Below are 21,846 nucleotides of genomic sequence, written 5' to 3'. Positions count from 1 at the left end.
GGGAAGGGCTGAACATGCTGTCATCCAAACGCATTCTGCTGATTATCGGTGGCGGAATCGCGGCCTACAAATCGCTGGACCTGATCCGCAGGTTGCGCGAGCGTGGCGCGGACGTAACCCCTGTATTGACGCGCGCTGCGGAAGAGTTTGTGACGCCGCTGTCGGTATCGGCTCTGGCAGGTGAAAAAGGCTATCGCGATCTGTTTGACCTCACTGATGAGGCCGAGATGGGGCATATTCAATTGTCCCGCTCTGCGGATCTGATCGTCGTGGCACCCGCAACGGCGGATCTGATGGGCAAGATGGCCGCAGGGCTGGCCAACGATCTGGCCTCGACGCTTCTGATGGCCACGGACACACCCATTCTGTGTGCGCCCGCGATGAATGTGCGCATGTGGACCCACCCGGCAACACAGCGAAACCTGAAGCAACTGCAAGCGGATGGCGTGCGCTTTGTGGGCCCGAACGAAGGCGACATGGCCTGTGGCGAATACGGTCCGGGGCGCATGTCAGAGCCGCTGGAAATTGTCACGGCGGTTGAGGCTCGGTTGTCTGCGGGGCCCTTGGCGGGCAGGCGGGTGCTGGTGACGTCCGGCCCGACGCATGAGCCGATAGATCCGGTCCGGTATATAGCCAACCGTTCGTCCGGGGCCCAAGGTGCCGCCGTGGCCCGGGCGCTGGCGGAATTGGGGGCCGAGGTGACCTTTGTGACCGGCCCGGCAGACGTGCCGCCCCCGGTGGGTGTGCGGGTCGTACCTGTCGAAACCGCGCAACAGATGTCTGATGCAGTTGATGCAGCTCTGCCCGTCGATGCCGGAATATTCGCGGCTGCGGTCGCGGACTGGCGGGTCGCCAGCGCATCGGACAAGAAGCTGAAGAAAAGCCGCGATGGCCTGCCGGTACTGGAATTCGCCGAAAACCCGGACATTCTGAAACGTGTTTCCGGGATGGGCGTGAACCGCCCGCCGTTGGTTGTAGGCTTTGCGGCCGAGACCGACAATGTGATCGAACACGCCACGGCCAAGCGTCTGCGCAAAGGCTGCGACTGGATCGTCGCAAACGATGTCAGCCCTGCAACAGGCATTATGGGCGGGTCAGAGAATGCGGTCATCCTGATTTCGGACAACGGGGCCGAGGAATGGCCCCGTATGGGCAAAGGCGAAGTTGCCCGGCGTCTGGCGGCGAAAATCGCGGACGCATTGGCAGGCTGAAGGAAAGGCAAGGGCATGGTTGCAATCCGGGTGATCCGCGAAGACGGGGCAGACCCCGCCGTGGCGCTTCCCTCTTACGAAACCTCGGGGGCGGCTGGCGCGGACGTGCGTGCCAATCTGCCCGGCGGCGCGCCGATTACGCTGGACCCCGGTCAGCGGGCGCTGGTGCCGACCGGCCTGCGCATTGAAATCCCACAAGGGTATGAGGTGCAGGTTCGGCCCCGCTCGGGCCTTGCGTTGAAGCATGGGATTACACTGCCCAACACGCCGGGCACTATCGACAGCGACTATCGTGGGCCTTTGGGCGTGATCGTGATGAATGCGGGACAGGAACGGTTCGAGATCGCCCACGGGGATCGTATCGCGCAGCTTGTGGTCGCGCCGGTAGTGCAGGCAACGTTTGAACTGGCTCAGGCTCTGGGCGAAACCGATCGCGGGGCTGGCGGTTTCGGCTCGACCGGGCGCGGCTGATGCTGTTGGTTTTCATCCTGGCTGCTGGGCTTTGGGGTGTCGGTTATATCGCCGGCACGTCGAAAAAAGCGCGGGTGGTTTCCGTGAGTGTGTTGCTGGCCGGCGTCATACTGTCCCATCTGATCTTGCCGGATGGGCACCCTCTTCGCGAAGCAACGGGTGGGTCTGCGGCGCTTTGGCTGATCCTCGTGGGTTTTGCGGCGCTGGCTTTGCTGTATGGCAGAATACTCAAAGCCTTGCGCAACCGCGCAGTTTCAGCTGCTGACCCGGAGCCCGACTTGCCCTCGGACCGATTTACCGAGGCCGAGCTGGACCGCTATGCCCGTCATATCGTTTTGCGCGAACTGGGTGGGCCTGGTCAGAAAAAAATAAAAAAAGCCCGCGTACTGGTAATCGGCGCAGGTGGTCTGGGTGCACCTGCGCTGCAATATCTGGCGGCTGCGGGTGTCGGCACGATCGGGATCATCGACGATGACGTCGTCGAGAATGCCAACCTGCAACGACAGGTCATTCACCGCGACGCGGATATTGGAATGCCCAAGGTCTTTTCGGCACAACAGGCGATGGAGGCGCAAAACCCGAACGTCGTTGTTCTGCCCTATCACCGCCGCTTAAGCAAGGAAATCGCCACCGACCTGTTTGCAGACTTCGATCTGATTCTTGACGGAACCGACAATTTTGAGACCCGGTATCTGGCAAACCGAACCGCTGTCGCGCTGGGCAAACCGCTGATTTCGGGGGCTTTGTCGCAGTGGGAAGGTCAGCTGAGTGTGTTTGACCCGGCCAATGGCAGCCCCTGCTATCAGTGCATCTTCCCAGAGGCCCCGGCCCCCGGTCTGGCCCCGTCCTGTTCCGAGGCCGGGGTGATCGGTCCGCTGCCGGGCGTCGTCGGATCGATGATGGCGGTCGAGGCGATCAAGGTGATAACGGGCGCCGGCATGGCGCTGCGCGGCGAGATGCTGATCTATGACGCGCTGTATGGCGAAAGCCGCAAGATTGCTCTGACCCGCCGGGACGATTGCCCCATTTGTGGCATGAGAAACGATTAACCTTTCTTCACATGGGTTGGGTGTTCTGGAACACCCGGCCATGGCGACATAGCTATGGGATCAAAGGAGATCCGCATGACCAACCCGATCCTGTCCAACTGGACCACACCATTTGAAATCGCCCCTTTTTCCGATATCTCGGATGATGATTTCCCGCCCGCGCTGGAGCAGGCGATGAAAGAGCATAACGCCGAGATTGACACGATAGCGGCAAATCCGGATACCCCCACATTCGCCAACACGATCGAGGCGCTCGAGGCTGCGGGCGGGCAACTGGACAAGGTTCTGTCGGTCTTCTTCACGATTGCGGGCGCGGACAGCAACCCCAAGCGGGAAGAACTGCAACGCGCGTTTTCCCCCAAGCTTTCGGCGCATTTTTCGGGCATTTCTTCCAACAAGTTGCTGTTCAAGCGTGTGGCCGACCTATGGGCACGGCGCGATGATCTTGACCTGACCGAAGAACAGGCGCGTGTGCTGATGCTGACCCACCGGGGCTTTGTGCGTGCCGGCGCGGCATTGGAAGGGGACGAAGACGCCCGTATGCAAGAGATCAAGTCGCGCCTCGCGTCGCTGGGCACGTCGTTTACCCAGAACCTGCTGGCGGATGAGCGGGACTGGTACATGGATCTGACCGAAGAGGATCTTAACGGCCTGCCGGATTTCGTCGTGGATGCGGCGCGTGCCGCGGGGCAGGAGAAGAAAGCCAAGGGGCCGGTGGTCACCTTGTCACGGTCGCTGATCGTGCCGTTTCTGCAATTCTCGCCCCGCCGGGACCTGCGTGAAAAAGCCTATCGCGCCTGGGCCGCGCGCGGTGCCAATGGGGGCGAGACCGACAACCGAGACATCGCGGCCGAAATCCTGGCCTTGCGCGAAGAGCGTGCCAAGCTTCTGGGCTATGACACCTTCGCCGACTACAAGCTGGAAACCGAGATGGCGCGCACGCCGGATCGGGTGCGCGAACTGTTGATGCAGGTCTGGGAACCGGCCAAGTCCCGCGCCGACGCCGACGCGGATGTTCTGACGCAGATGATGCAGGAAGACGGCATCAACGGCCCGCTGGAAGCTTGGGATTGGCGGTACTATGCTGAAAAGCGGCGCAAGGCGGAACATGATCTGGATGAGGCCGCGTTGAAACCCTATCTGCAACTGGATCGTATGATCGAGGCTTCGTTTGCCTGCGCCAACCGGCTTTTCGGGCTGGAATTCAAACCGTTGGACGTACCCCTCTATCACCCGGATTGCCGGGCTTGGGACGTTACCCGCGACGGGCAGCATGTTGCCGTATTTATCGGAGACTACTTTGCACGAGGGTCCAAGCGGTCAGGTGCCTGGTGCAGCGCGATGAGGGCGCAGGCCAAATTCCCAAAGAAGCAGACACCGGTTGTCATCAATGTCTGCAACTTTGCCAAGGGGGATCCCGCCCTGCTGTCCTATGATGACGCGCGGACTCTGTTTCATGAATTCGGCCATGCCCTGCACCAGATGCTGTCCAACGTGACATATGAAAGCATCTCGGGCACGTCTGTGGCGCGCGATTTCGTAGAATTGCCCAGCCAGCTTTACGAACACTGGCTGGAAGTGCCCGAGGTTCTTGCCGAGTTTGCGACCCATGCGGAAACGGGCGAGCCGATGCCGCAGGAAATGCTGCAAAAGGTGCTGAAAGCGGCCAATTTCGATCAGGGATTCCAGACGGTGGAATATGTCGCCTCGGCCCTTGTTGATCTGGCCTTCCACGATGGCGAGGCGCCGACAGATCCGATGGCGAAACAGTCAGAAGTTTTGGCCGGGTTGGGGATGCCGAAGGCCATTGGAATGCGCCACGCTACTCCGCATTTCGCGCATGTCTTTGCAGGCGATGGCTACAGCTCGGGGTACTACAGCTATATGTGGTCCGAAGTGATGGATGCCGACGCCTTTGCCGCCTTTGAAGAGGCGGGAGGTGCCTTTGACCCCGAACGCGCCAAAGCGTTGGAGGACAACATCCTGTCCGCTGGCGGTTCGCGCGAGGCAGAAGACCTGTATCTGGCGTTCCGGGGAAGATTGCCGGGGGTTGACGCCCTGTTGAAAGGCCGCGGTCTGATCGCGGCCTGAAATCAGTAGCCCAAAGCGCGATTCACCAGGTGCACGAAGGGCTCTCCGGCTTCGCCGCGCCGGATGTTTTCGCAAATGACCTGCGCGGCTGTGGCCGGGCGGGTCTCGGACGCGATATGAGGGGTCACCGTCACGTTCGGATGTGCCCAATACGGATGATCGGGGGGCAGGGGCTCGACCCGGAACACATCCAGCGTCGCGTGACCGACCTGACCCGCGTTCAAGGCATCCAGCAGCGCATCGTCATCGATCAGAGGTCCGCGACCCGGGTTGATGATCCGCGCGCCCTTGGGCAGCAGGGCCAGCGTTTCAGCATTCAACGCGTTTTCGGTGGCAGCGGTGTCAGGCAGCAGCAGAACCAGTATCTCGGCCTGGGAAAGCGCGTCACGTAGACCGTCAGGACCATGCAGGCAATTTACGCCGGGGATGTCCTTGGCGGTGCGGCTCCAGCCTGTGACCGTGAAATTCAGCGAGGCCAGGGCGCGGGCCGCGGCTTCTCCCAACGCGCCGAGGCCCAGAATGCACACTTTGCGCTCTTGCGCCAAAGGTGGGGCATCCGGGGCCCAGACGCCATCCTGGATGGTGATTTGGCGATCCATTCCCAGATGATAGCGCAGCACATGGCCCACCACCCATTCGGTCATACCCTGCGTCAGCCCGTGATCCACCATTCGCGCCAAGGGGACGGTCAGCGTGTCATTGTCCGCGATCTTTTCAACCCCGGCCCAGAGGCTCAGAACCGCCTTCAGGCGTGTAAAGTGCGAAAAATCTAGTAACCCGCCATTCGGAGCGTAGACAACGTAATCGACCTGATCCGGGTCAAATTCCGTACCGAGCCGCGCCTCAACGCCAGCTTCCGCAAGGTATCGAGTGAGCAGCGGTTCATACACGGGCCACAGGGCAGGGCGCGCGGAAAACAGAACGTTTACGGGCATCGGGGGCCTTTCAGATCAGCGGGGACGATGGATATGAGCGCTTTGGACGATGCCGAACGCGGCCATCAGCACCAGCATGGCCGATCCGCCATAGCTGACCATTGGCAGAGGGACGCCCACAACCGGTGCCATGCCCATAACCATCGACATGTTGACGGCAAAGAACAAGAAGAAGTTCAGCGCGATGCCCAGAGTAACCAGTGACGAGAACCGATCCTTGGTGGCCAATGCGGTCGCCATGCAGAACACAAGGATCAGGGCGTAGAGAATCAAAAGCGTGATGCCACCGACGAACCCGAACTCCTCTGCGAGGGTGGTGAAGATGAAATCGGTGTGTTTCTCGGGCAGGAAGTTCAGCCGGGATTGCGTACCCTGCATGAAACCCCGCCCGTTCCAGCCCCCGGAACCAAGGGCGATCTTGGATTGCGTGATGTGATATCCGGCACCCAAAGGATCGGTAGAGGGGTCAAGAAACGTGTCGATCCGGCGGAACTGATAATCCTTGAGCAACTGCCAGTCGGTCCCGCGACTGTTGAACACGGCGGCGATCAGGCCCACGACGGCGGCAATGACGGCTGCAAAGTAAGCCCAGTGGACACCCGCAAGAAACATCAGCCCGCCACCGGCAGCCAACAGCAGGATCGACGTGCCGAGATCCGGCTGCTTCAGAACCAGCAGCGTGGGCAGGACAATCAGAGCCACGGGAATAACGACCCAAAGAGGGCGCGACGTCTTGTGCGATGGCAGCCAGTCGTAGTACGCCGCCAGAACCATGACCAGGGCCACCTTCATGACTTCTGAGGGTTGCAGGCGCATGAATCCAAGGTCGATCCAACGCTGCGCGCCCATGCCGATGGTGCCGAACAATTCCACGAATACCAGCAACGCAACCGACCCGAGATAGGCCAGCACGGACATGTTGCGCCAGAACCAGATCGGAACCGAAGCAATGATGAACATCGCGATCAGGCCAAGCCCGAACCGCTCCATCTGCGGTTCTGCCCAGGGTGTCCACGACCCGCCTGCAACCGAATACAGCATCAGGAACCCTGCGCTGGCCGTGCTGATCAACAACAGGGTCAGCGGCCAGTTCATGTACAGGAATTTCCGAAACCCCGACGGCGTGGATTTCACGGCATATTCAAGATAGCTCATGCGCGGTCCTTTCCATCGGGACGCGCTTTGGGGCGACGGTCGCCCTCGAGCCGTTTTTGCTGTTCCTTGATGCGCTCGCGGTCGGCAACCGGATATGCTTCAAGCGGCGGAGTACCGTTATAGAGCGCCTGAAGCATGATATCGCGGGCGACCGGTGCCGCCGCCTTGGACCCGCCGCCGCCATGTTCAACGACCACGGCAACCGCGTATTTCGGATTGTCATAGGGCGCGAAGCAGACGAACAAGGCGTGGTCGCGACGTTCCCATGGCAGGTCTTCGTTGCGGATCACGCCGGCGGCACGCTCGGCCTTAGTGATGTTGCGGACCTGGCTGGTGCCGGTTTTGCCGGCCATGCGGAACTCGTCTGCGATGATGCGACTGCGATAGGCCGTCCCCCGCCGATCGTTCGAGACCGAGTACATGGCCTTGCGCACCTGTTCCAGATTGTAGGCGTTGATGTCCAGCGGTTCCCCTGCGCCCGAAGGCTGCTCGACACCGTCGATCGATCGTACAAGGCGCGGTGTCACCGATCGGCCGGTGGCTATACGAGCCGCCATGACGGCCAGTTGAAGCGGTGATGCCAGCATGAACCCTTGCCCGATGGACGCGTTGGCCGTGTCGCCCACCAGCCAATCCTGACCGTGTGTCCGCTGCTTCCATTCCTGATTGGGGGCAAGTCCAGCGGCAACCGCCGACATCGGAATATCGTGCTTGACGCCCAGCCCCAATGTACGGGCCATTTCGGATATCTTGTCGATGCCCACCCGTAATGCCACGTCGTAGTAATAGACGTCGCAGCTGCGTTTAAGCGACAGGTTCAGATCGACCGTGCCATGCCCGCCGCGCTTCCAGCAGTGGAACCTGCGGCTGCCGACCTTCAGATGTCCGGGGCAATACACTGTGTTTCCAGGGCCTATTACGCCGGCCTCCAGCGCCGCCAATGCAGTGACCATCTTGAACGTCGACCCCGGAGGATAAGTGCCTTGTACGGACTTGTTGGCCAGAGGGCGATACTTGTCCCCCGTCAATGCCCGATAATCAGCGACCGAGATACCGCGCACAAACAGATTAGGATCGAAACTGGGTGTAGAGCTAACAGCGCGCAGGTCCCCGGTTTCGCAATCCAGAACAATTGCAGCCGCGCTTTCACCTGCCAGCCGCGCTTGCGCATATTGTTGCAGGTCGGCATCGATCGCCAATTGCAAGTCCGCACCCGGCTGACCTTCCTGCCGGTCCAGCTCGCGCATGACGCGCCCTGTGGCATTGACTTCGACACGCTTTGCGCCGGCTTTGCCACGCAGGGCTGTTTCCTGCTTGGCTTCCAACCCGACCTTGCCAATCTGAAACCGGGGAATTCGCAAAACCGGCTCGGGGTCTTCGAGCTTGCTGAGATCGTAGTCGCTGACCGGGCCGACATAGCCGACGATATGGGCGAAATCCTCATAGCGTGGGTATTGCCGTGTCAGGCCGACCTCGGGCGTCACACCCGGAAGGGCCGGAGCATTGACCGCGACTTTCGAGATGTCTTCCCAAGTGACCTGATCCGCCAGAGTGACCGGCAGGAACGGCGCTGATCGGCGCATTTCGGTCCGGGCGCGTTCGATCTCATCGTCGTTCAGCGGGATGAGTTCCGACAATTTGGCAATCACCTTGTCGACGTCTCCCGCATCCTCACGCACGATAACGATGCGATAGGATGGTGAGTTCTGACCGATGATCTGACCATTGCGGTCATAGATACGTCCACGGGTTGGCGGGATCAGTCGAATGTTGATGCGGTTTTCTTCGGCCAGCAGGCGGTATTCGTCGGCCTGATCCACCTGCATGAAACGCATCCGTGCGGCCAGCCCGCCGATAAAAGCCGCCTGCAAACCGCCCAGCAGCAGCGCCCGGCGTGGCAGGCGTTTATAGGCAAGGCCCTGCGACTTGGGTTTGCGTTGTTTCATGTTCCGCCCCCTACGGCTCCGGCATCCGCAGCAGACAGGCGGTGGACGCCAAATACGCTTTGGCTCAACAGCACGATGAACGGGTAGAAGGCGATTGTCAGCACAAGTTGCATCACGACTGGCCACAAAGCGGCCTGCTGCACCGACAAGATCGACAAAACGACTCTGTTCGTCAAAAACACCATGGCAATCACCACACCGACGGACATCCATTCTCCGACAAATCCAGTGTCCTTCATACCCGGAGCGGCAGAGCGCAGATAGGCTGTGCCAAACACCACCAGCGCAGCCAGAAGGCCGGGCGGGCGTTGCAGCAAAAGATCCGCCATCAGCATGACAAACGCGACCAACAGGGTGGGCACATAATCGGGGCGCCGCAATACCCAGGCAAAGGTCAGCGCAACCAATACATCAGGAAAAGGCCAGCGATCCGGTTGCGCATCGAGCGGCAGCAAGTGCATGAACAGCACGACAAAGGCCAGCGCAACGTAAAGGCCGCGCATGGCCCAGTTGTATGAGGCGGGCCTATCCATCGCTGACCTCATCCGGTACAAGCGCAGTTTCGGGCCGAGTTGGCCCGACGATCCCACCCGGATCCTGAATCGGTGGGGGCGAATGGAAGCGCAGAACGCGAAGAAACTCGAGCCGTTCAAAATCCGCTGAAAGGCGAACGCGCAGACGGCCGCCCGGATCCGCGGCGATCTGGCCGATCAAAAGGCCTGCCGGAAAAACGCCTCCGTCGCCGGATGTGATCACCCGATCACCGGGGCGGACCAGCTCTCGGTTTTCCAGGAATTCGACCACTGGGGCCGGAGTATTGTCTCCTTTGATCAACGCGGTCTGGCCAGAAGGCTGAATCGTTGCCGGAATGGCACTGGTGGCATCCGTCACCAGGATCACCCGAGCCGTATCTGGCCCGACGCCGGAAATTCGGCCAACCAGCCCGATGCCATCCATCGTGGCCCAGCCATCAACGATCCCGTCGCGTTCCCCCACATTCAACAGGACGGACTGCCGGAAGGGTGACCCGCTGTCGGCCATCACAACACCCGTGATGTATGTCAGGCGCGGGTCGAGGCGGACATTGTTCAGATCCAACAGCCGCGCATTTTCCTGCTCCAATTGCAGTGCGGCCTCTTTCCAGGCACGCATCAGGCGCAGTTCGCTGCGCAGCTCGCGGTTTTGCTCGCTCAGACGCTGGTAGCTTTGGAAATCACGCACAAGGTTCACAGCGGCAGTCACGGGCACCATGGCCCAATCCATCGACGGTACGACCGCGTCCACCACCTGCGCGCGGAACCGCTCGACGCGTGGGCTGTCGATCCGCCAAACCAGAAAGATACCCAGCAAGCACAGGATGATGATCCCCAGCAACAAGCGGCGCAGAGGGGTCGTGTAGTCATCGCGCTGTGATCGGTCTTTTGCCACAGGTTACCTTCCCGTGCTGCTCGTGCCGAATTCAGACTGCCCCTAAAAGGTGCGCGCCTCAGCTTTCGTAGTCAATCGCATGGCGCAGCTGTTTTTCGTATTCTAGCGCCTTGCCGGTGCCCAAAGCCACACAATTCAGGCTTTCGTCGGCAATCGACACGGCCAGGCCGGTCTGTTCGCGCAGGGCCAGATCCAGATCACCCAGCAATGCACCACCGCCTGTCAGCATGACGCCGCGATCCACGATATCGGCGGCCAGATCGGGCGGAGTGGTTTCCAGCGCAGTCATCACCGCTTCGCAGATCTGCTGGACGGGTTCCGACAGCGCCTCGGCGACCTGGGCCTGGCTGATCTCGATTTCCTTGGGTACGCCGTTCAACAGGTCACGACCCCGGATATGCATTGACTGGCCGCGGCCATCATCAGGCATCCGCGCCGTGCCAATTGTCGTCTTGATGCGTTCCGCAGTGGATTCACCGACCAGCAGGTTCTGCTGACGGCGCAGGTATGAGATGATGGCTTCATCCATGCGGTCGCCACCTACGCGGACCGAGCGGGCATAGACGATGTCGCCCAGCGACAGAACCGCCACTTCGGTTGTACCACCGCCGATGTCGACGACCATGTTGCCGGTCGGGTCGGTGATCGGCATGCCCGCGCCGATGGCGGCGGCGATCGGTTCGGCGATCAGGCCGGCGCGGCGGGCACCAGCGGACAGAACCGACTGACGGATCGCCCGCTTTTCAACGGGTGTCGCGCCATGGGGGACGCAGACGATGATTTTGGGTTTCGAGAAAGTCGAACGCTTGTGAACCTTGCGGATGAAGTGCTTGATCATTTCTTCGGCTGTATCGAAGTCAGCAATCACACCTTCGCGCATGGGGCGGATGGCTTCGATCGAACCGGGCGTCCGGCCCAGCATCAGCTTGGCATCTTCGCCGACAGCCAGAACTTTCTTCACGCCGTCCTTGACGTGATAGGCAACCACGGAAGGCTCAGACAGGATGACACCGCGCCCCTTGACGTAAACCAGCGTGTTTGCCGTTCCAAGGTCGATGGCCATGTCCGCTGTGAACAGGCCGCCCAGATTGCCAAAGATCCCCATGTTTCCCCTGATCCTGTATGTCGGTTTTCTACTGCCCGCGACTCGACGGTTCCGGGACGGATGACTTATAGGGTGCCATCACGCCCGGTAAAAGGGCTGATTCCGCGACAATCAGCACCTTTCCGCCTTATTGAATGGGACTTTAGAAGGCAAAATGCTCTCTTATCAACATATTTACCACGCCGGGAATCTGGCTGATGTCCAAAAGCACGCATTGCTGGCCTGGGTGCTGAATTATTTGACGCAGAAGGACAAGCCGCTCAGCTATGTCGAAACGCATTCCGGGCGGGGGCTGTACCAGTTGGACGCGGACGAATCCATGCGGACGGGCGAGGCGGCAGCGGGAATCGAGCGCGCGAAACGAGAAGGGTGGTTCGGCCCCGGACATCCGATGGCGCGGGTTCTGAAAAACATACAGGCCCGGCACGGCGACGCGGCCTATCCGGGATCGCCGATGATTGCAGCACATCTGTTGAGGGATCAGGACAGTCTGCATTTTGCCGAGCTGCACCCCCAGGAACATGCCGCGCTGTCCTTGGCAATGTCACCGTTCGGGGCGAAGGTGTATCGGCAGGACGGGTTTGAACTGGTGCAATCCCTGCTGCCTCCGACGCCGCGACGGGGGCTTTTGCTGATAGACCCAAGCTATGAGGTGAAGACCGATTACGATCGACTGCCCGGAGTGATTGCCAAACTGCACCGGAAATGGAATGTCGGGGTGATCGCGCTGTGGTACCCGGTTCTGTCGGACAAACGCCACGCCCGGATGATCGCGACGCTTGAAGCGCAAAACTTCCCCAAAGCCATTTGTCATGAGGTGACATTTCCACCGGTGCGCGAAGGGCATCGGATGGTGGGATCAGGGATGTTCATTCTGAACGCACCATTCGGCATCGAGGAAGAAACGACACGCCTGTCGCAGCTATTTGCAGGTCTCTGAGGCCAGCCAAAGAAATGCAACCGATACTCCCGCCCTGTTTGCCTGCATCAGAGATGCCGTCAAACATGTTGGGCCCGGCAGCGCGCCGCAGGCGCGCTGCCGGGCCCAAAGCTGCAAGGGTGCTCGGCGCAGCTGGGCAACCGCAGATGCGGGAGCCCCTCACCGCGCCACTTTGGATCAGGTCAAGTCTTTGTAACTGATTTCGCGGGCATCCGCGCCCGGGCCGGTCTTTTCCCGGCGCACGATCAGGCGGTTCAGCGCGTGGATATAGGCTTTGGCCGAAGCCACGACGGTATCCGTGTTCGCCGACTGACCCGTGGCGATCATACCATCTTCTTCCAGCCTGACCGAAACCGTGGCCTGCGCATCGGTGCCTTCGGTCACCGCATGAACCTGATACAGCTGCAAACGGGCCGTGTTGGGGTGAATCGCACGGATTGCCTTGAAGGTCGCGTCTACCGGCCCGTCGCCATGTTCAGTTGCGATGACGTCCTTGCCGTCGACTTCCAGCTCAACCGTCGATTCCGCCTGCCCGCCGGTGCCGCAGGTGACTTTCATCGACACCAATTGCAGATAGTCGTCCGCCTCGTCCAACGTCATCAGCGCAATGAGATCGTCGTCGAACACTTCTTTCTTGCGATCCGCCAGATCCTTGAACCGCACGAAGATGTCTTTGAGTTGATTGTCGCCAACTTCAAAGCCCAGCGTTTCCAGTTTGTCGCGCAGAGCCGCGCGGCCCGAGTGCTTGCCCAGAGGCAGGGATGTGCCCGACAGGCCGATATCTTCGGGGCGCATGATCTCGAAATTGTCGCGGTTCTTGAGCATGCCGTCCTGATGGATGCCGCTTTCGTGGGCAAACGCGTTCTTGCCGACGATGGCCTTGTTGAACTGCACGTTGAAGCCCGACACCGTAGCGACCCGGCGCGAGATATGCATGATCTTGGTCGTGTCGATCCCGGTGTGGAAGGGCATGATGTCATTGCGCGTGCGCATAGCCATTACGACCTCTTCCAGGGCGGTGTTGCCGGCGCGTTCGCCCAGGCCGTTGATGGTGCATTCGATCTGGCGTGCGCCACCGATGACCGCCGCCAGCGAATTCGCTGTCGCCATGCCGAGGTCGTTGTGACAATGGGTGGCGAAGATCACCTCATCTGCGCCCGGAACCGTTTCGATCAGGCGTTTGATCAGGTCAGCGGATTCCAGAGGCGCAGTATATCCCACGGTGTCGGGGATGTTGATGGTGGTTGCCCCGGCCTTGATCGCGATTTCGATGACGCGGCACAGGTAATCCCATTCGGTCCGGGTCGCGTCCATCGGCGACCACTGCACGTTTTCGCACAGGTTGCGCGCGTGGCTGACCGTTTCGTGAATTTTGTCAGCCATCTCGTCCTGTGTCAGGTTCGGAATGGCGCGGTGCAGCGGAGAGGTGCCGATGAAGGTGTGAATGCGGTTCTGTTCCGCGTGTTTGACCGCCTCCCAGCAGCGGTCGATATCAGCGAAATTGGCGCGGGCCAGACCGCAGATACGGGCGTTCTTGGCGTTCTTGGCGATCTCGGACACCGCTTTGAAGTCACCTTCGGATGCGATCGGAAAACCGGCTTCGATGATGTCGACGCCCATGTCATCCAACAGTTCGGCAATCTCGAGCTTTTCGTCATGGGTCATGGTCGCGCCGGGGCTCTGCTCGCCGTCGCGCAAAGTGGTATCAAAGATCAAGACGCGGTCTTGGTCGGTCACGTTGGTCATGGGAATCTCTTTCTTGTCTGTCCTAAAGCCTTTTGGCGCGCTGGCGTCCTCCTCTGAGCGGGCGCGCCGGATGGCACGCTCAGAGGCGGATTAGGATCAGTAGGCCACGCAGAACCGCGCCGCGAGGGGCGGCTTTGGCAAAAGGGATATCTGCGCAGTTGATCATGGGTTTGAGGTTATACAGACGCCGCCGGGAATGAAAAGAACCAATTTTCGACAAGTTGCGGTGTAGGGGGTTGGAAATTCCCTGTCCCTTGATTGATCCGTCCTTGCCGCTAGCTGGTCACAGATGGATACTGCTTTGATCATTGGTGCGTCCGGCGGGATTGGTGCGGCCGTACGCGAGCAATTGGAGGCGCAGGGCGTTGCGGTGACGTGCCTCTCGCGCTCTGTCGAGGGGTTCGATCTGATTGAGCCAGATCGAGCAAGCCGGATGCTTGATCGCCTATCGGGCCCGTTCGATCTTGTTCTTGTCGCGTCCGGGGCGCTGGAAATTTCAGGCAATGCGCCCGAAAAGACCATTCGGTCTGTTTCGGCAAGGGCAATGATGGACCAGTTTGCTCTGAACGCTGTTGGTCCGGCGTTGGTGCTAAGCCGGGCCCATCAGTTGTTGCCGCGACAGCGGCGTTCGGTATTTGCTGTATTGTCCGCGCGGGTCGGGTCCATTGGCGACAATCGGATGGGCGGCTGGATCAGCTACCGCGCGGCCAAGGCCGCGGTCAATCAAATCGTCCATACTTCGGCAATTGAATTGGCCCGGACCCATAAACAGGCGATATGTGTTGCGCTGCATCCCGGCACGGTCAAAACAGAGTTTACTCGGAAATATCTGGGCCGGCATCCCGCCGTTGAACCCGGTGAAGCCGCGCGCAACCTGATGTCCGTGATCGGCGGGTTGCGCCCGGCGGATACCGGTGGGTTCTTTGACTGGGCCGGAAAACCTGTTCCCTGGTGAACGATCATTCGCCAGACGGATCTGGTTGTGCCGTCTCTGAATCCGGGTCTATCTGCTGTGCCGGAGCGTCTGCGTCGCCCTGCTGGTCCTGGGTTTGATTTGGCAAAACCCCGTTTTCCCAGATACCGGTTTCTTCTTGCCCGTTGGCATAGCGCATGGTTCCGCTGCCCTGCCTTTTGTTGTCGACAAAGTTGCCCTCATAGACGTCGCCGTTCGAATAGGTCGCTATGCCTTCGCCGTTGATTTTGCCTTCGGACCAGTCGCCGACATACTTGAACCCGGCAGGGGTCACGATTTCTCCTTTGCCGTGGCGCTTACCGTTCACGAAATCCCCGGTGTATACCGTGCCGTCAGAGTAGGTCGCCTTGCCTTTTCCCTGACGAACCCCGTTGACCCAGTCTCCGTCATAGATCGAACCGTCCGCGCGGGTCATCACACCCTTGCCGTGGCTTTGCGCGTTTTTGAACTGGCCCTTGTAGATCATGCCGGTGGCATAGGTCGCCGTACCCTGGCCTTCGATGACGCCAGCGATCCACTCACCCTCGTAAGTGGAGCCGTCGGGATAGGTGATGCGGCCGTTTCCTTCCGCCAGATCGGCCACGAAATCGCCCACGTAAACCGAACCGTCGGGATAGGTCAGCTCACCCAGGCCTTCTATCTGACCCTGGTTCCAGTCGCCGGTGTACACAAATCCATCGGTTCCGGTGAACGTGCCTTTGCCATGGCGGCGATCATCGACAAAGTCGCCCTCATAGACGTCCCCTGACGCGTGAGTTACTTTGCCTTTGCCCTGACGGCGCCCCTGCACAAGCTCGCCTTCATACACATCACCATTGGCATAGGTCAGGCGACCTGTCCCGGTGATCTGGTCCTGCGTCCATTCGCCTTCGTATACCATTCCGTCAGGCATCGTCTGGGTGCCCGTGCCATCGCGCAAGCCGGCGTTGACATCGCCTTCGTAAACGCTGCCATCGGCATAGGTGATCGTGGCCTTGCCTTGCCGCTGACCGTCCACCCAGTCGCCATCGTATACATATCCGTCGGGAAAGGTCAGTTTGCCCTTGCCGTGCCTTTGTGCGTTCCTGAACTCACCCTCATAGCGCGAGCCATTGGCAAATTCAGCGATGCCCGTGCCATTGATGGATCCGTTGGACCATTCTCCATCATAGCTGCTGCCATTGGCGTAAACGATCTTGCCGCGTCCTTCCGGCTGACCTTTGACGAACGCGCCTTCATAAACCGATCCATCCGGGTACTTGGTGACGCCTTGGCCTTGAATCTCGCCTTCCACCCACTGGCCGGTGTATTCGAACCCGTTGGGCAGCCGATACGTACCCGTCCCGTGGCGCAGGCCATTCTCATAAGTGCCCTCGTAGACGCCGCCCACTTCGTCATCCTTGACGATAATCGTGCCGTCCTGCGCAAAAGCGGTCGCAGCTGCCAGGCTCATGGCCACAGCCCCAATTGAGTTTCGGATCACGTTCATTTTGGTCCTGCCTGCCGGATCATCGTTGGTTGCATCCCTGGGCGCAAAACTAGGGTACCGTCGCGGGCAGGGCAACGGGTTTTGCCGCATTGGCCTTTTACTCGCGCGATGATCTGCTAAATGGCAATAGGACTGACGAGGCAAGAGGGCAGCATGGCCGACCGTTTCCGCATCACTCTGGCGCAACTGAACCCGACCTTAGGGGATATCGACGGCAATGCGGCCAAGGTCGTTTCCGCGTGGGAACAGGGCAAGGCGGCGGGGGCCGATCTGGTGGCGTTCCCCGAGATGTTCATCACCGGATACAACACGCAGGATCTGGTGCTGAAGCCGGTATTTCATCGCGCGGCCATGGATGCGGTCGAGTCTCTGGCCGCGACATGCGCCGATGGGCCCGCGATTGCCCTGGGTGGCCCGTGGGTCGATGATGGCAAGTTGTACAATGCCTATCTGATCCTGAAGGGGGCGCGGATCACCAGCAAGGTTCTGAAGCACCACTTGCCGAATGAGACTGTTTTCGACGAAGTGCGCCTGTATGATGCGGGTCCTCTGGGCGGGCCGTATTCGGTTGGCAACTTCCGGATCGGCAGCCCCATCTGCGAGGATGGCTGGCACCCGGATGTGGCGGAAACGCTTGAGGAAACCGGTGCCGAGTTTCTGCTGATCCCCAATGGGTCGCCCTATTTCCGGAACAAATACGATGTACGTCTGAACCATATGGTCGCGCGCGTGGTCGAAACGGGCCTGCCGCTGATCTACCTGAACATGGTCGGCGGGCAGGACGATCAGGTCTTTGACGGCGCCAGCTTCGGTCTCAACCCGGGCGGAGAGCTGGCCTTCCGGATGCCGGTATTCGACGAAGTGGTTTCTCAGGTGGATCTTGAGCGCGGCGATCATGGCTGGCGCATTGTGCCGGCAGAAATCGTGCCCCAGCCGGATGTGTGGGAGCAGGATTACCGCGCGATGGTGCAGTCCCTGCGGGACTATATGGGCAAGACCGGTTTCAAAAAGGCAGTTCTGGGACTGTCCGGAGGGATCGATTCCGCCTTGGTGGCGACCATCGCGGTGGATGCCATCGGGGCCGACAATGTTCGCTGTGTGATGTTGCCGTCGGAATATACCAGCCAAGCGTCATTGGACGATGCCGAGGCCGTCGCCAAGGCGCTGGGTGTGCACTATGACCATGTGCCGATTTCGGAAAGCCGGGCTGCCGTCACCAACACGCTCGCTCCGCTATTTGCGGGGTTGGATGAAGGCTTGACCGAGGAAAACATTCAGTCGCGCCTGCGCGGGCTTTTGCTGATGGCGATTTCGAACAAATTCGGCGAAATGCTGTTGACCACCGGCAACAAGTCCGAGGTCGCGGTGGGCTATGCCACGATCTATGGCGACATGAATGGCGGGTACAACCCGATCAAGGATCTGTACAAGACCCGCGTGTTCGAAACCTGCCGCTGGCGCAACGCCAACCATCGAGACTGGATGATGGGGCCTGACGGAGAGGTCATTCGCCCGTCCGTCATCGACAAACCCCCCAGCGCCGAACTGCGCGAAGATCAGAAGGACAGTGACAGCCTGCCGGACTATCCCGTGCTGGACGCGATACTTGACATTCTGGTCGATCAGGATGGCTCCATCGCGGATTGCGTCGCCGCCGGATTTGACGAGGCGGACGCGCGAAAGGTCGAGCACCTGATCTATATGAGCGAGTACAAACGGTTCCAGTCCGCTCCGGGCACGCGCTTGAGTAAGCGGGCATTCTGGCTGGACCGGCGGTACCCGATCGTAAATCGCTGGCGTGATCGTCGCTGAAATCGAAGCCAAGCCCGCCAGATCGGAAACAGTGAAGTTTCCGTGTTGTACATTGTTCCCTGATCGAAGGGCAAAGCCCGTGCAACCGGGCGAAAAAGGCCATCCCTGGCTTGCTTGGGTGACATTTTTCTGACACATTTTTGCTTGGAAGTTGCCCAATGTGGGGCGGATGCGACGCATTGCCGTTGATGGCGAAGGCCGAATGTGGCGAACGCAGCGTATCCGGGGTTGGATGTCTGAGTGAATGGTTTGGTGTTAAAATGTACGAGGATTATGAAAAATCGCTTCATGCGCCTTTGAAATGGCGCACAATGGAATCTCCGCCGCAAGAATTGGATGAAAAAAAGCTGGATACAGCAATTGCCGATCTGTTGAATGAGCAGCGGCAGTCGGAAGATCAGAAAGCGGCCATGTTGCGGCCAGAGTTTCCGCAATTGCTTCCTCAGGAAGACGTATCCGCGCAAGCGGCGCTGAAGGAAAACCGGTTGTCCGCGATCTTGCGCCAGAAATGGGCGGAACTGTCCGGCGCAGCGTAACCTTCGGCCCGCGCTTTAAACCTCAGGCGTCTGGGTCACAGATGCCGAAAATCGTATGTTGCGGTGGCAGTTTGTATTGCCCATGCTTTGTCTTTTGGTCTCCATAGCGGTCCAAGCGACAGAGTAAGGCCTATTGATGACCGCGCCCAAACCGACTCCTGTAGAACCTGATCTTGCCCTGCCCAAAACCGTTGATGTCGTGGTCATCGGCGGCGGAATCATCGGCGTTTCAACCGCGTTGGAACTGGCAGAGAGGGGCGCTTCGGTTCTTGTGTGCGAAAAAGGGCAGATTGCAGCCGAACAAAGTTCACGCAATTGGGGTTGGGTCCGTCTTGGGATGCGGGACCCAAGAGAGATACCCCTGATGCAGGAATCGTTGCGCATCTGGCAGACGCTCGATGACCGGCTGGACCGCAAGACAGGTTACACCCGCTCCGGTATCCTTTTTGGCGCATCCGGCAGGCGGGATGCCGGCAACATGGAACGTTGGCTGCACCATGTCGAAGGAATGCAGACCGGCGCGCGGATGGTTTCGGGCGGAGAGTTGGCAGACCTTTTGCACGGCAACCAATCGGGCTTTGAATCCGGTTTGTACATGCCGCAGGACGGTCGTGCCGAACCTCAATGGACAGCCCCCGCTATCGCCGAAGCCGCGCGGGCTCGGGGCGCAGTGATCATGACGAATTGCGCCGTGCGCAGTGTGGACGTTCAGGCTGGACGTGTCGCCGGTGTTTTCACCGAGCGCGGCAAAGTTGCCAGCGGCCGCGTCGTTCTGGCCGGGGGTGCGTGGTCGCGCCTGTTTGCAGGCAATGCGGGGATCGAACTGCCGCAGCTGAAGGTTCTGAATACGGTCCTGCGCACATCCCCCATCGCAGAGGGGCCCGAGACGTCGTTGTGGTCGGATGACTTTGCGATCCGAAAACGGGCCGATGGCGGTTACACAATTGCATCCGGCCATGAGAATACCGTGGACATCGTGCCGGACAGTTTTCGATTGGCGATGCAGTTTCTGCCGGCTTTTGTGCAGGAGTGGAAATCTCTTCGCTTTCGCCTGTCCAAACGCTGGACGATCGAAGCACAACAACACCGGAGATGGCTGCCAACCGATGTGACCCCGTTCGAAAAGTGCCGGATCCTGGACCCTGAGCCGTCTCAAAAAACGTTGCGACGCGCCTGGGCCAGTGCATGCAAGGGATACCCCGCTGTGCAAACAGGCGAGATCGTACAAAGTTGGGCAGGTATGATCGATGTGACGCCGGATGCCATTCCCGTCATCTCGGGCGTGGATGATCTGCCGGGAATGTACATTGCCACGGGGTTTTCAGGCCATGGCTTTGGAATCGGCCCCGGGGCGGGGCAGCTGATGGCTGATCTGGTTGCCGAAACAACGCCTTGCGTCGACCCGGCCGCCTTTCGCCTGTCGCGGTTCAGCGACGGTTCAAAAGTGCGACCGGATCCGGGGTACTGACAGCCTAACCCATCATCTGGTAGCTGACCGGGACAAAGCGGAAGCCTTCTCCGCGCGCCTCAACATAGCCTGCACCGGGGAAAGGCATGTGATAGCCGACCATGGGCACTTTGTCGGCAGCCAGCATGCCAAGGACATTGCGACGCGCGGCAGTTGCTGCGGCCTTGTCCATGTCAAACCGGACTTCCCATTCGGGATGAGCGAAAGACCAGACATAGTGGTTGGCCAGATCCGCCGTCAGCACCAGACGTTGCCCGTTGCTTTCCAGATGATAGACCGTGTGGCCCGGTGTATGGCCATAAGCGGCAACCGCGGTAATGCCCGAGGCGACCTCGCCCCCGTCTTCGACAAAGGTCATTTTCTCGGCCAGTGGTGTGACTTTTTCAGCGACCAGATCGCCCACGCGATTGCCTGCGTCCTGCGCAGCCCAGAAATCATATTCCGGAGAAGCCGTCACGTAGCGCGCATTGGCGAAGGTGGGCGCGCCTTCGGTCGTCATGCCACCGATATGGTCAGGGTGCATATGCGTTATCACGACCACATCGATCTGATCCGGGGTTACACCCGCATCTGCCAGCGCGGCCTGTATGCCACCTTGCCCCAGACCGGTATCAAACAGAACCAGCTCTGAGCCTGTATTGACCAGCGAGGGGGTAAAGAAAAACTGTGCGACGTCTGCGGGAATGAAGTTCTCAGCCGAAACCTTGGCGAATTCTTCGTCCGTCGCTCCGCCCCCAAAAATCTCTTTGGCTCCGTCGCGTGGAAAACTGCCATCCAGCAGGGTCGTGACCGTGAAGTCGCCAACATGAAATGACTTGGCGATGGTCGAGTTTGCTTTGGTTTCCGGGCTTGCGGCCAGAACCGGTGCGGCTGCGGTTGCAAACGGCAAGGCGGCGGCAGTTCCCAAAGCGGCGCGGCGCGTAAGTTTTATTGTCATCTTCGTTCTCCCTGTCAGGACATCATTGTTGCAGTTAGGGCGTCGAGAGTCTGTTGCCAGTGTATACGCCATTCAGATGGGGTGCATGGATGAATAATACGTGTTAATTTTTGTTCATGGCGCGATCAGACAACAAGACAGTTCCGACGGATCAAAGCGTCGAGCATTTCCTGACAACGGTTCAACCTGCGCGCCGTGCCGAAGACGCGCACCAGCTTGAAAAGCTGTTCCGCGCCACCACCGGGTTTGAACCGCTGATGTGGGGGCCGTCGATCGTCGGGTATGGCCGCTACCACTATCGCTATAAATCGGGTCGGGAAGGGGACTTTCTGGCAACCGGTTTTTCGCCGCGCAAATCAGCTTTGGTGATTTACATCATGCCGGGTTACGCAGATTTTGCGGATCTCATGGCCAGATTGGGAAAGCACAAACTGGGCAAGTCCTGTCTTTACGTCAACAAACTGGCGGATATCGATACGGGCGTTTTGGGCGAACTCATTCGCGCCGGATTGGACGACCTCGACAGGGTGTGGCCGGTGAAACCATTCTGAATCACCTGATGGATCAAGCGGCGG

The 21,846-nt window shown here is 59.8% G+C and carries 19 protein-coding genes; 10 read left to right on the top strand and 9 right to left on the bottom strand.

All coding sequences use genetic code 11. From position 1 onward, the window contains the following. Positions 1 to 14 precede the first annotated feature (14 nt). The 4 genes from coaBC (at position 15) to GOW60_RS13950 (ending at position 4,822) form a co-directional block, all read left to right on the top strand. Positions 15 to 1,211 (top strand): bifunctional phosphopantothenoylcysteine decarboxylase/phosphopantothenate--cysteine ligase CoaBC, encoded by a 1,197-nt coding sequence (gene coaBC / locus GOW60_RS13965; RefSeq protein ID WP_171229749.1) that lies wholly within the window; start codon positions 15 to 17, stop codon positions 1,209 to 1,211. A 15-nt stretch (positions 1,212 to 1,226) separates the two neighbouring features. Beyond that, a complete protein-coding gene (gene dut / locus GOW60_RS13960) occupies positions 1,227 to 1,682 on the top strand; it encodes a dUTP diphosphatase (protein ID WP_171119662.1) in 456 nt (151 codons plus the stop codon). Continuing rightward, entirely contained in the window at positions 1,682 to 2,731 is a 1,050-nt protein-coding gene (locus GOW60_RS13955; RefSeq protein WP_171229748.1) for a HesA/MoeB/ThiF family protein, read from the top strand. Before dut ends, GOW60_RS13955 begins: the two co-directional genes overlap by 1 nt. Before the next feature lie 75 nt (positions 2,732 to 2,806). Next, complete coding sequence (locus tag GOW60_RS13950; protein WP_171229747.1) at positions 2,807 to 4,822, top strand: M3 family metallopeptidase; 2,016 nt, start codon at positions 2,807 to 2,809, stop codon at positions 4,820 to 4,822. A gap of 2 nt (positions 4,823 to 4,824) precedes the next feature. Here GOW60_RS13950 and GOW60_RS13945 read toward each other — a convergent pair whose 3' ends face one another. The 6 genes from GOW60_RS13945 to GOW60_RS13920 are packed head-to-tail and all read right to left on the bottom strand — an operon-like array spanning position 4,825 to position 11,391. Continuing rightward, the gene (locus tag GOW60_RS13945; protein WP_171229746.1) at positions 4,825 to 5,757 is read right to left on the bottom strand and encodes a glyoxylate/hydroxypyruvate reductase A; all 933 of its coding nucleotides are present in this window, start codon (positions 5,755 to 5,757) and stop codon (positions 4,825 to 4,827) included. Between the two features lie 15 nt (positions 5,758 to 5,772). Beyond that, on the bottom strand, positions 5,773 to 6,912 hold the full coding sequence (rodA, locus tag GOW60_RS13940; RefSeq protein WP_171229745.1) for a rod shape-determining protein RodA: 1,140 nt from the start codon (positions 6,910 to 6,912) through the stop codon (positions 5,773 to 5,775). Next, complete coding sequence (gene mrdA, locus GOW60_RS13935; protein ID WP_171229744.1) at positions 6,909 to 8,858, bottom strand: penicillin-binding protein 2; 1,950 nt, start codon at positions 8,856 to 8,858, stop codon at positions 6,909 to 6,911. The genes rodA and mrdA overlap by 4 nt, the downstream gene beginning before the upstream one ends. Continuing rightward, the gene (locus GOW60_RS13930; RefSeq protein ID WP_171119657.1) at positions 8,855 to 9,391 is read right to left on the bottom strand and encodes a rod shape-determining protein MreD; all 537 of its coding nucleotides are present in this window, start codon (positions 9,389 to 9,391) and stop codon (positions 8,855 to 8,857) included. Before GOW60_RS13930 ends, mrdA begins: the two co-directional genes overlap by 4 nt. After that, complete coding sequence (mreC, locus tag GOW60_RS13925) at positions 9,384 to 10,286, bottom strand: rod shape-determining protein MreC (protein WP_152456889.1); 903 nt, start codon at positions 10,284 to 10,286, stop codon at positions 9,384 to 9,386. The genes GOW60_RS13930 and mreC overlap by 8 nt, the downstream gene beginning before the upstream one ends. A gap of 58 nt (positions 10,287 to 10,344) precedes the next feature. Further along, positions 10,345 to 11,391, bottom strand: a complete 1,047-nt coding sequence (locus GOW60_RS13920) for a rod shape-determining protein (RefSeq protein WP_039523195.1) — start codon at positions 11,389 to 11,391, stop codon at positions 10,345 to 10,347. Between the two features lie 154 nt (positions 11,392 to 11,545). On the opposite strand from GOW60_RS13920, the gene GOW60_RS13915 reads away from it, so the two are divergent. Continuing rightward, positions 11,546 to 12,331, top strand: a complete 786-nt coding sequence (locus tag GOW60_RS13915) for a 23S rRNA (adenine(2030)-N(6))-methyltransferase RlmJ (RefSeq protein WP_171229743.1) — start codon at positions 11,546 to 11,548, stop codon at positions 12,329 to 12,331. Between the two features lie 177 nt (positions 12,332 to 12,508). Here GOW60_RS13915 and GOW60_RS13910 read toward each other — a convergent pair whose 3' ends face one another. Beyond that, complete coding sequence (locus GOW60_RS13910) at positions 12,509 to 14,077, bottom strand: 2-isopropylmalate synthase (RefSeq protein WP_171229742.1); 1,569 nt, start codon at positions 14,075 to 14,077, stop codon at positions 12,509 to 12,511. Positions 14,078 to 14,366: 289 nt separating this feature from the next. On the opposite strand from GOW60_RS13910, the gene GOW60_RS13905 reads away from it, so the two are divergent. After that, positions 14,367 to 15,032 (top strand): SDR family NAD(P)-dependent oxidoreductase, encoded by a 666-nt coding sequence (locus GOW60_RS13905; protein ID WP_171229741.1) that lies wholly within the window; start codon positions 14,367 to 14,369, stop codon positions 15,030 to 15,032. Positions 15,033 to 15,036: 4 nt separating this feature from the next. On the opposite strand, the gene GOW60_RS13900 is transcribed toward GOW60_RS13905, so the two are convergent. Continuing rightward, positions 15,037 to 16,518, bottom strand: a complete 1,482-nt coding sequence (locus GOW60_RS13900) for a 2-isopropylmalate synthase (RefSeq protein WP_171229740.1) — start codon at positions 16,516 to 16,518, stop codon at positions 15,037 to 15,039. 153 nt (positions 16,519 to 16,671) lie between these two features. Here GOW60_RS13900 and GOW60_RS13895 point away from each other — a divergent pair, with 153 nt between their 5' ends. The 3 genes from GOW60_RS13895 (at position 16,672) to GOW60_RS13885 (ending at position 20,334) form a co-directional block, all read left to right on the top strand. Next, complete coding sequence (locus tag GOW60_RS13895; RefSeq protein WP_171229739.1) at positions 16,672 to 18,330, top strand: NAD+ synthase; 1,659 nt, start codon at positions 16,672 to 16,674, stop codon at positions 18,328 to 18,330. 188 nt (positions 18,331 to 18,518) lie between these two features. Next, entirely contained in the window at positions 18,519 to 18,866 is a 348-nt protein-coding gene (locus GOW60_RS13890) for a hypothetical protein (protein ID WP_254443963.1), read from the top strand. A 136-nt stretch (positions 18,867 to 19,002) separates the two neighbouring features. Continuing rightward, positions 19,003 to 20,334 carry an FAD-binding oxidoreductase gene (locus tag GOW60_RS13885; RefSeq protein ID WP_171229738.1) on the top strand — a complete coding sequence of 444 codons (1,332 nt, stop codon included), beginning with the start codon at positions 19,003 to 19,005 and terminating at the stop codon, positions 20,332 to 20,334. Positions 20,335 to 20,338: 4 nt separating this feature from the next. Here the strand turns inward: GOW60_RS13885 and GOW60_RS13880 are convergent, their stop codons facing one another. After that, positions 20,339 to 21,271, bottom strand: a complete 933-nt coding sequence (locus GOW60_RS13880; RefSeq protein WP_171229737.1) for an MBL fold metallo-hydrolase — start codon at positions 21,269 to 21,271, stop codon at positions 20,339 to 20,341. A 116-nt stretch (positions 21,272 to 21,387) separates the two neighbouring features. On the opposite strand from GOW60_RS13880, the gene GOW60_RS13875 reads away from it, so the two are divergent. Then, positions 21,388 to 21,822, top strand: coding sequence for a DUF1801 domain-containing protein (locus GOW60_RS13875; RefSeq protein ID WP_171229736.1), 435 nt, complete (start codon positions 21,388 to 21,390; stop codon positions 21,820 to 21,822). The last annotated feature ends 24 nt before the right edge of the window (positions 21,823 to 21,846 follow it).

Source organism: Ruegeria sp. HKCCA4008, assembly GCF_013033125.1.
Lineage (GTDB): Bacteria > Pseudomonadota > Alphaproteobacteria > Rhodobacterales > Rhodobacteraceae > Ruegeria.
Note: the sequence above shows the minus strand (reverse complement) of the source record. Positions and strands in the feature narration are given on the sequence as shown.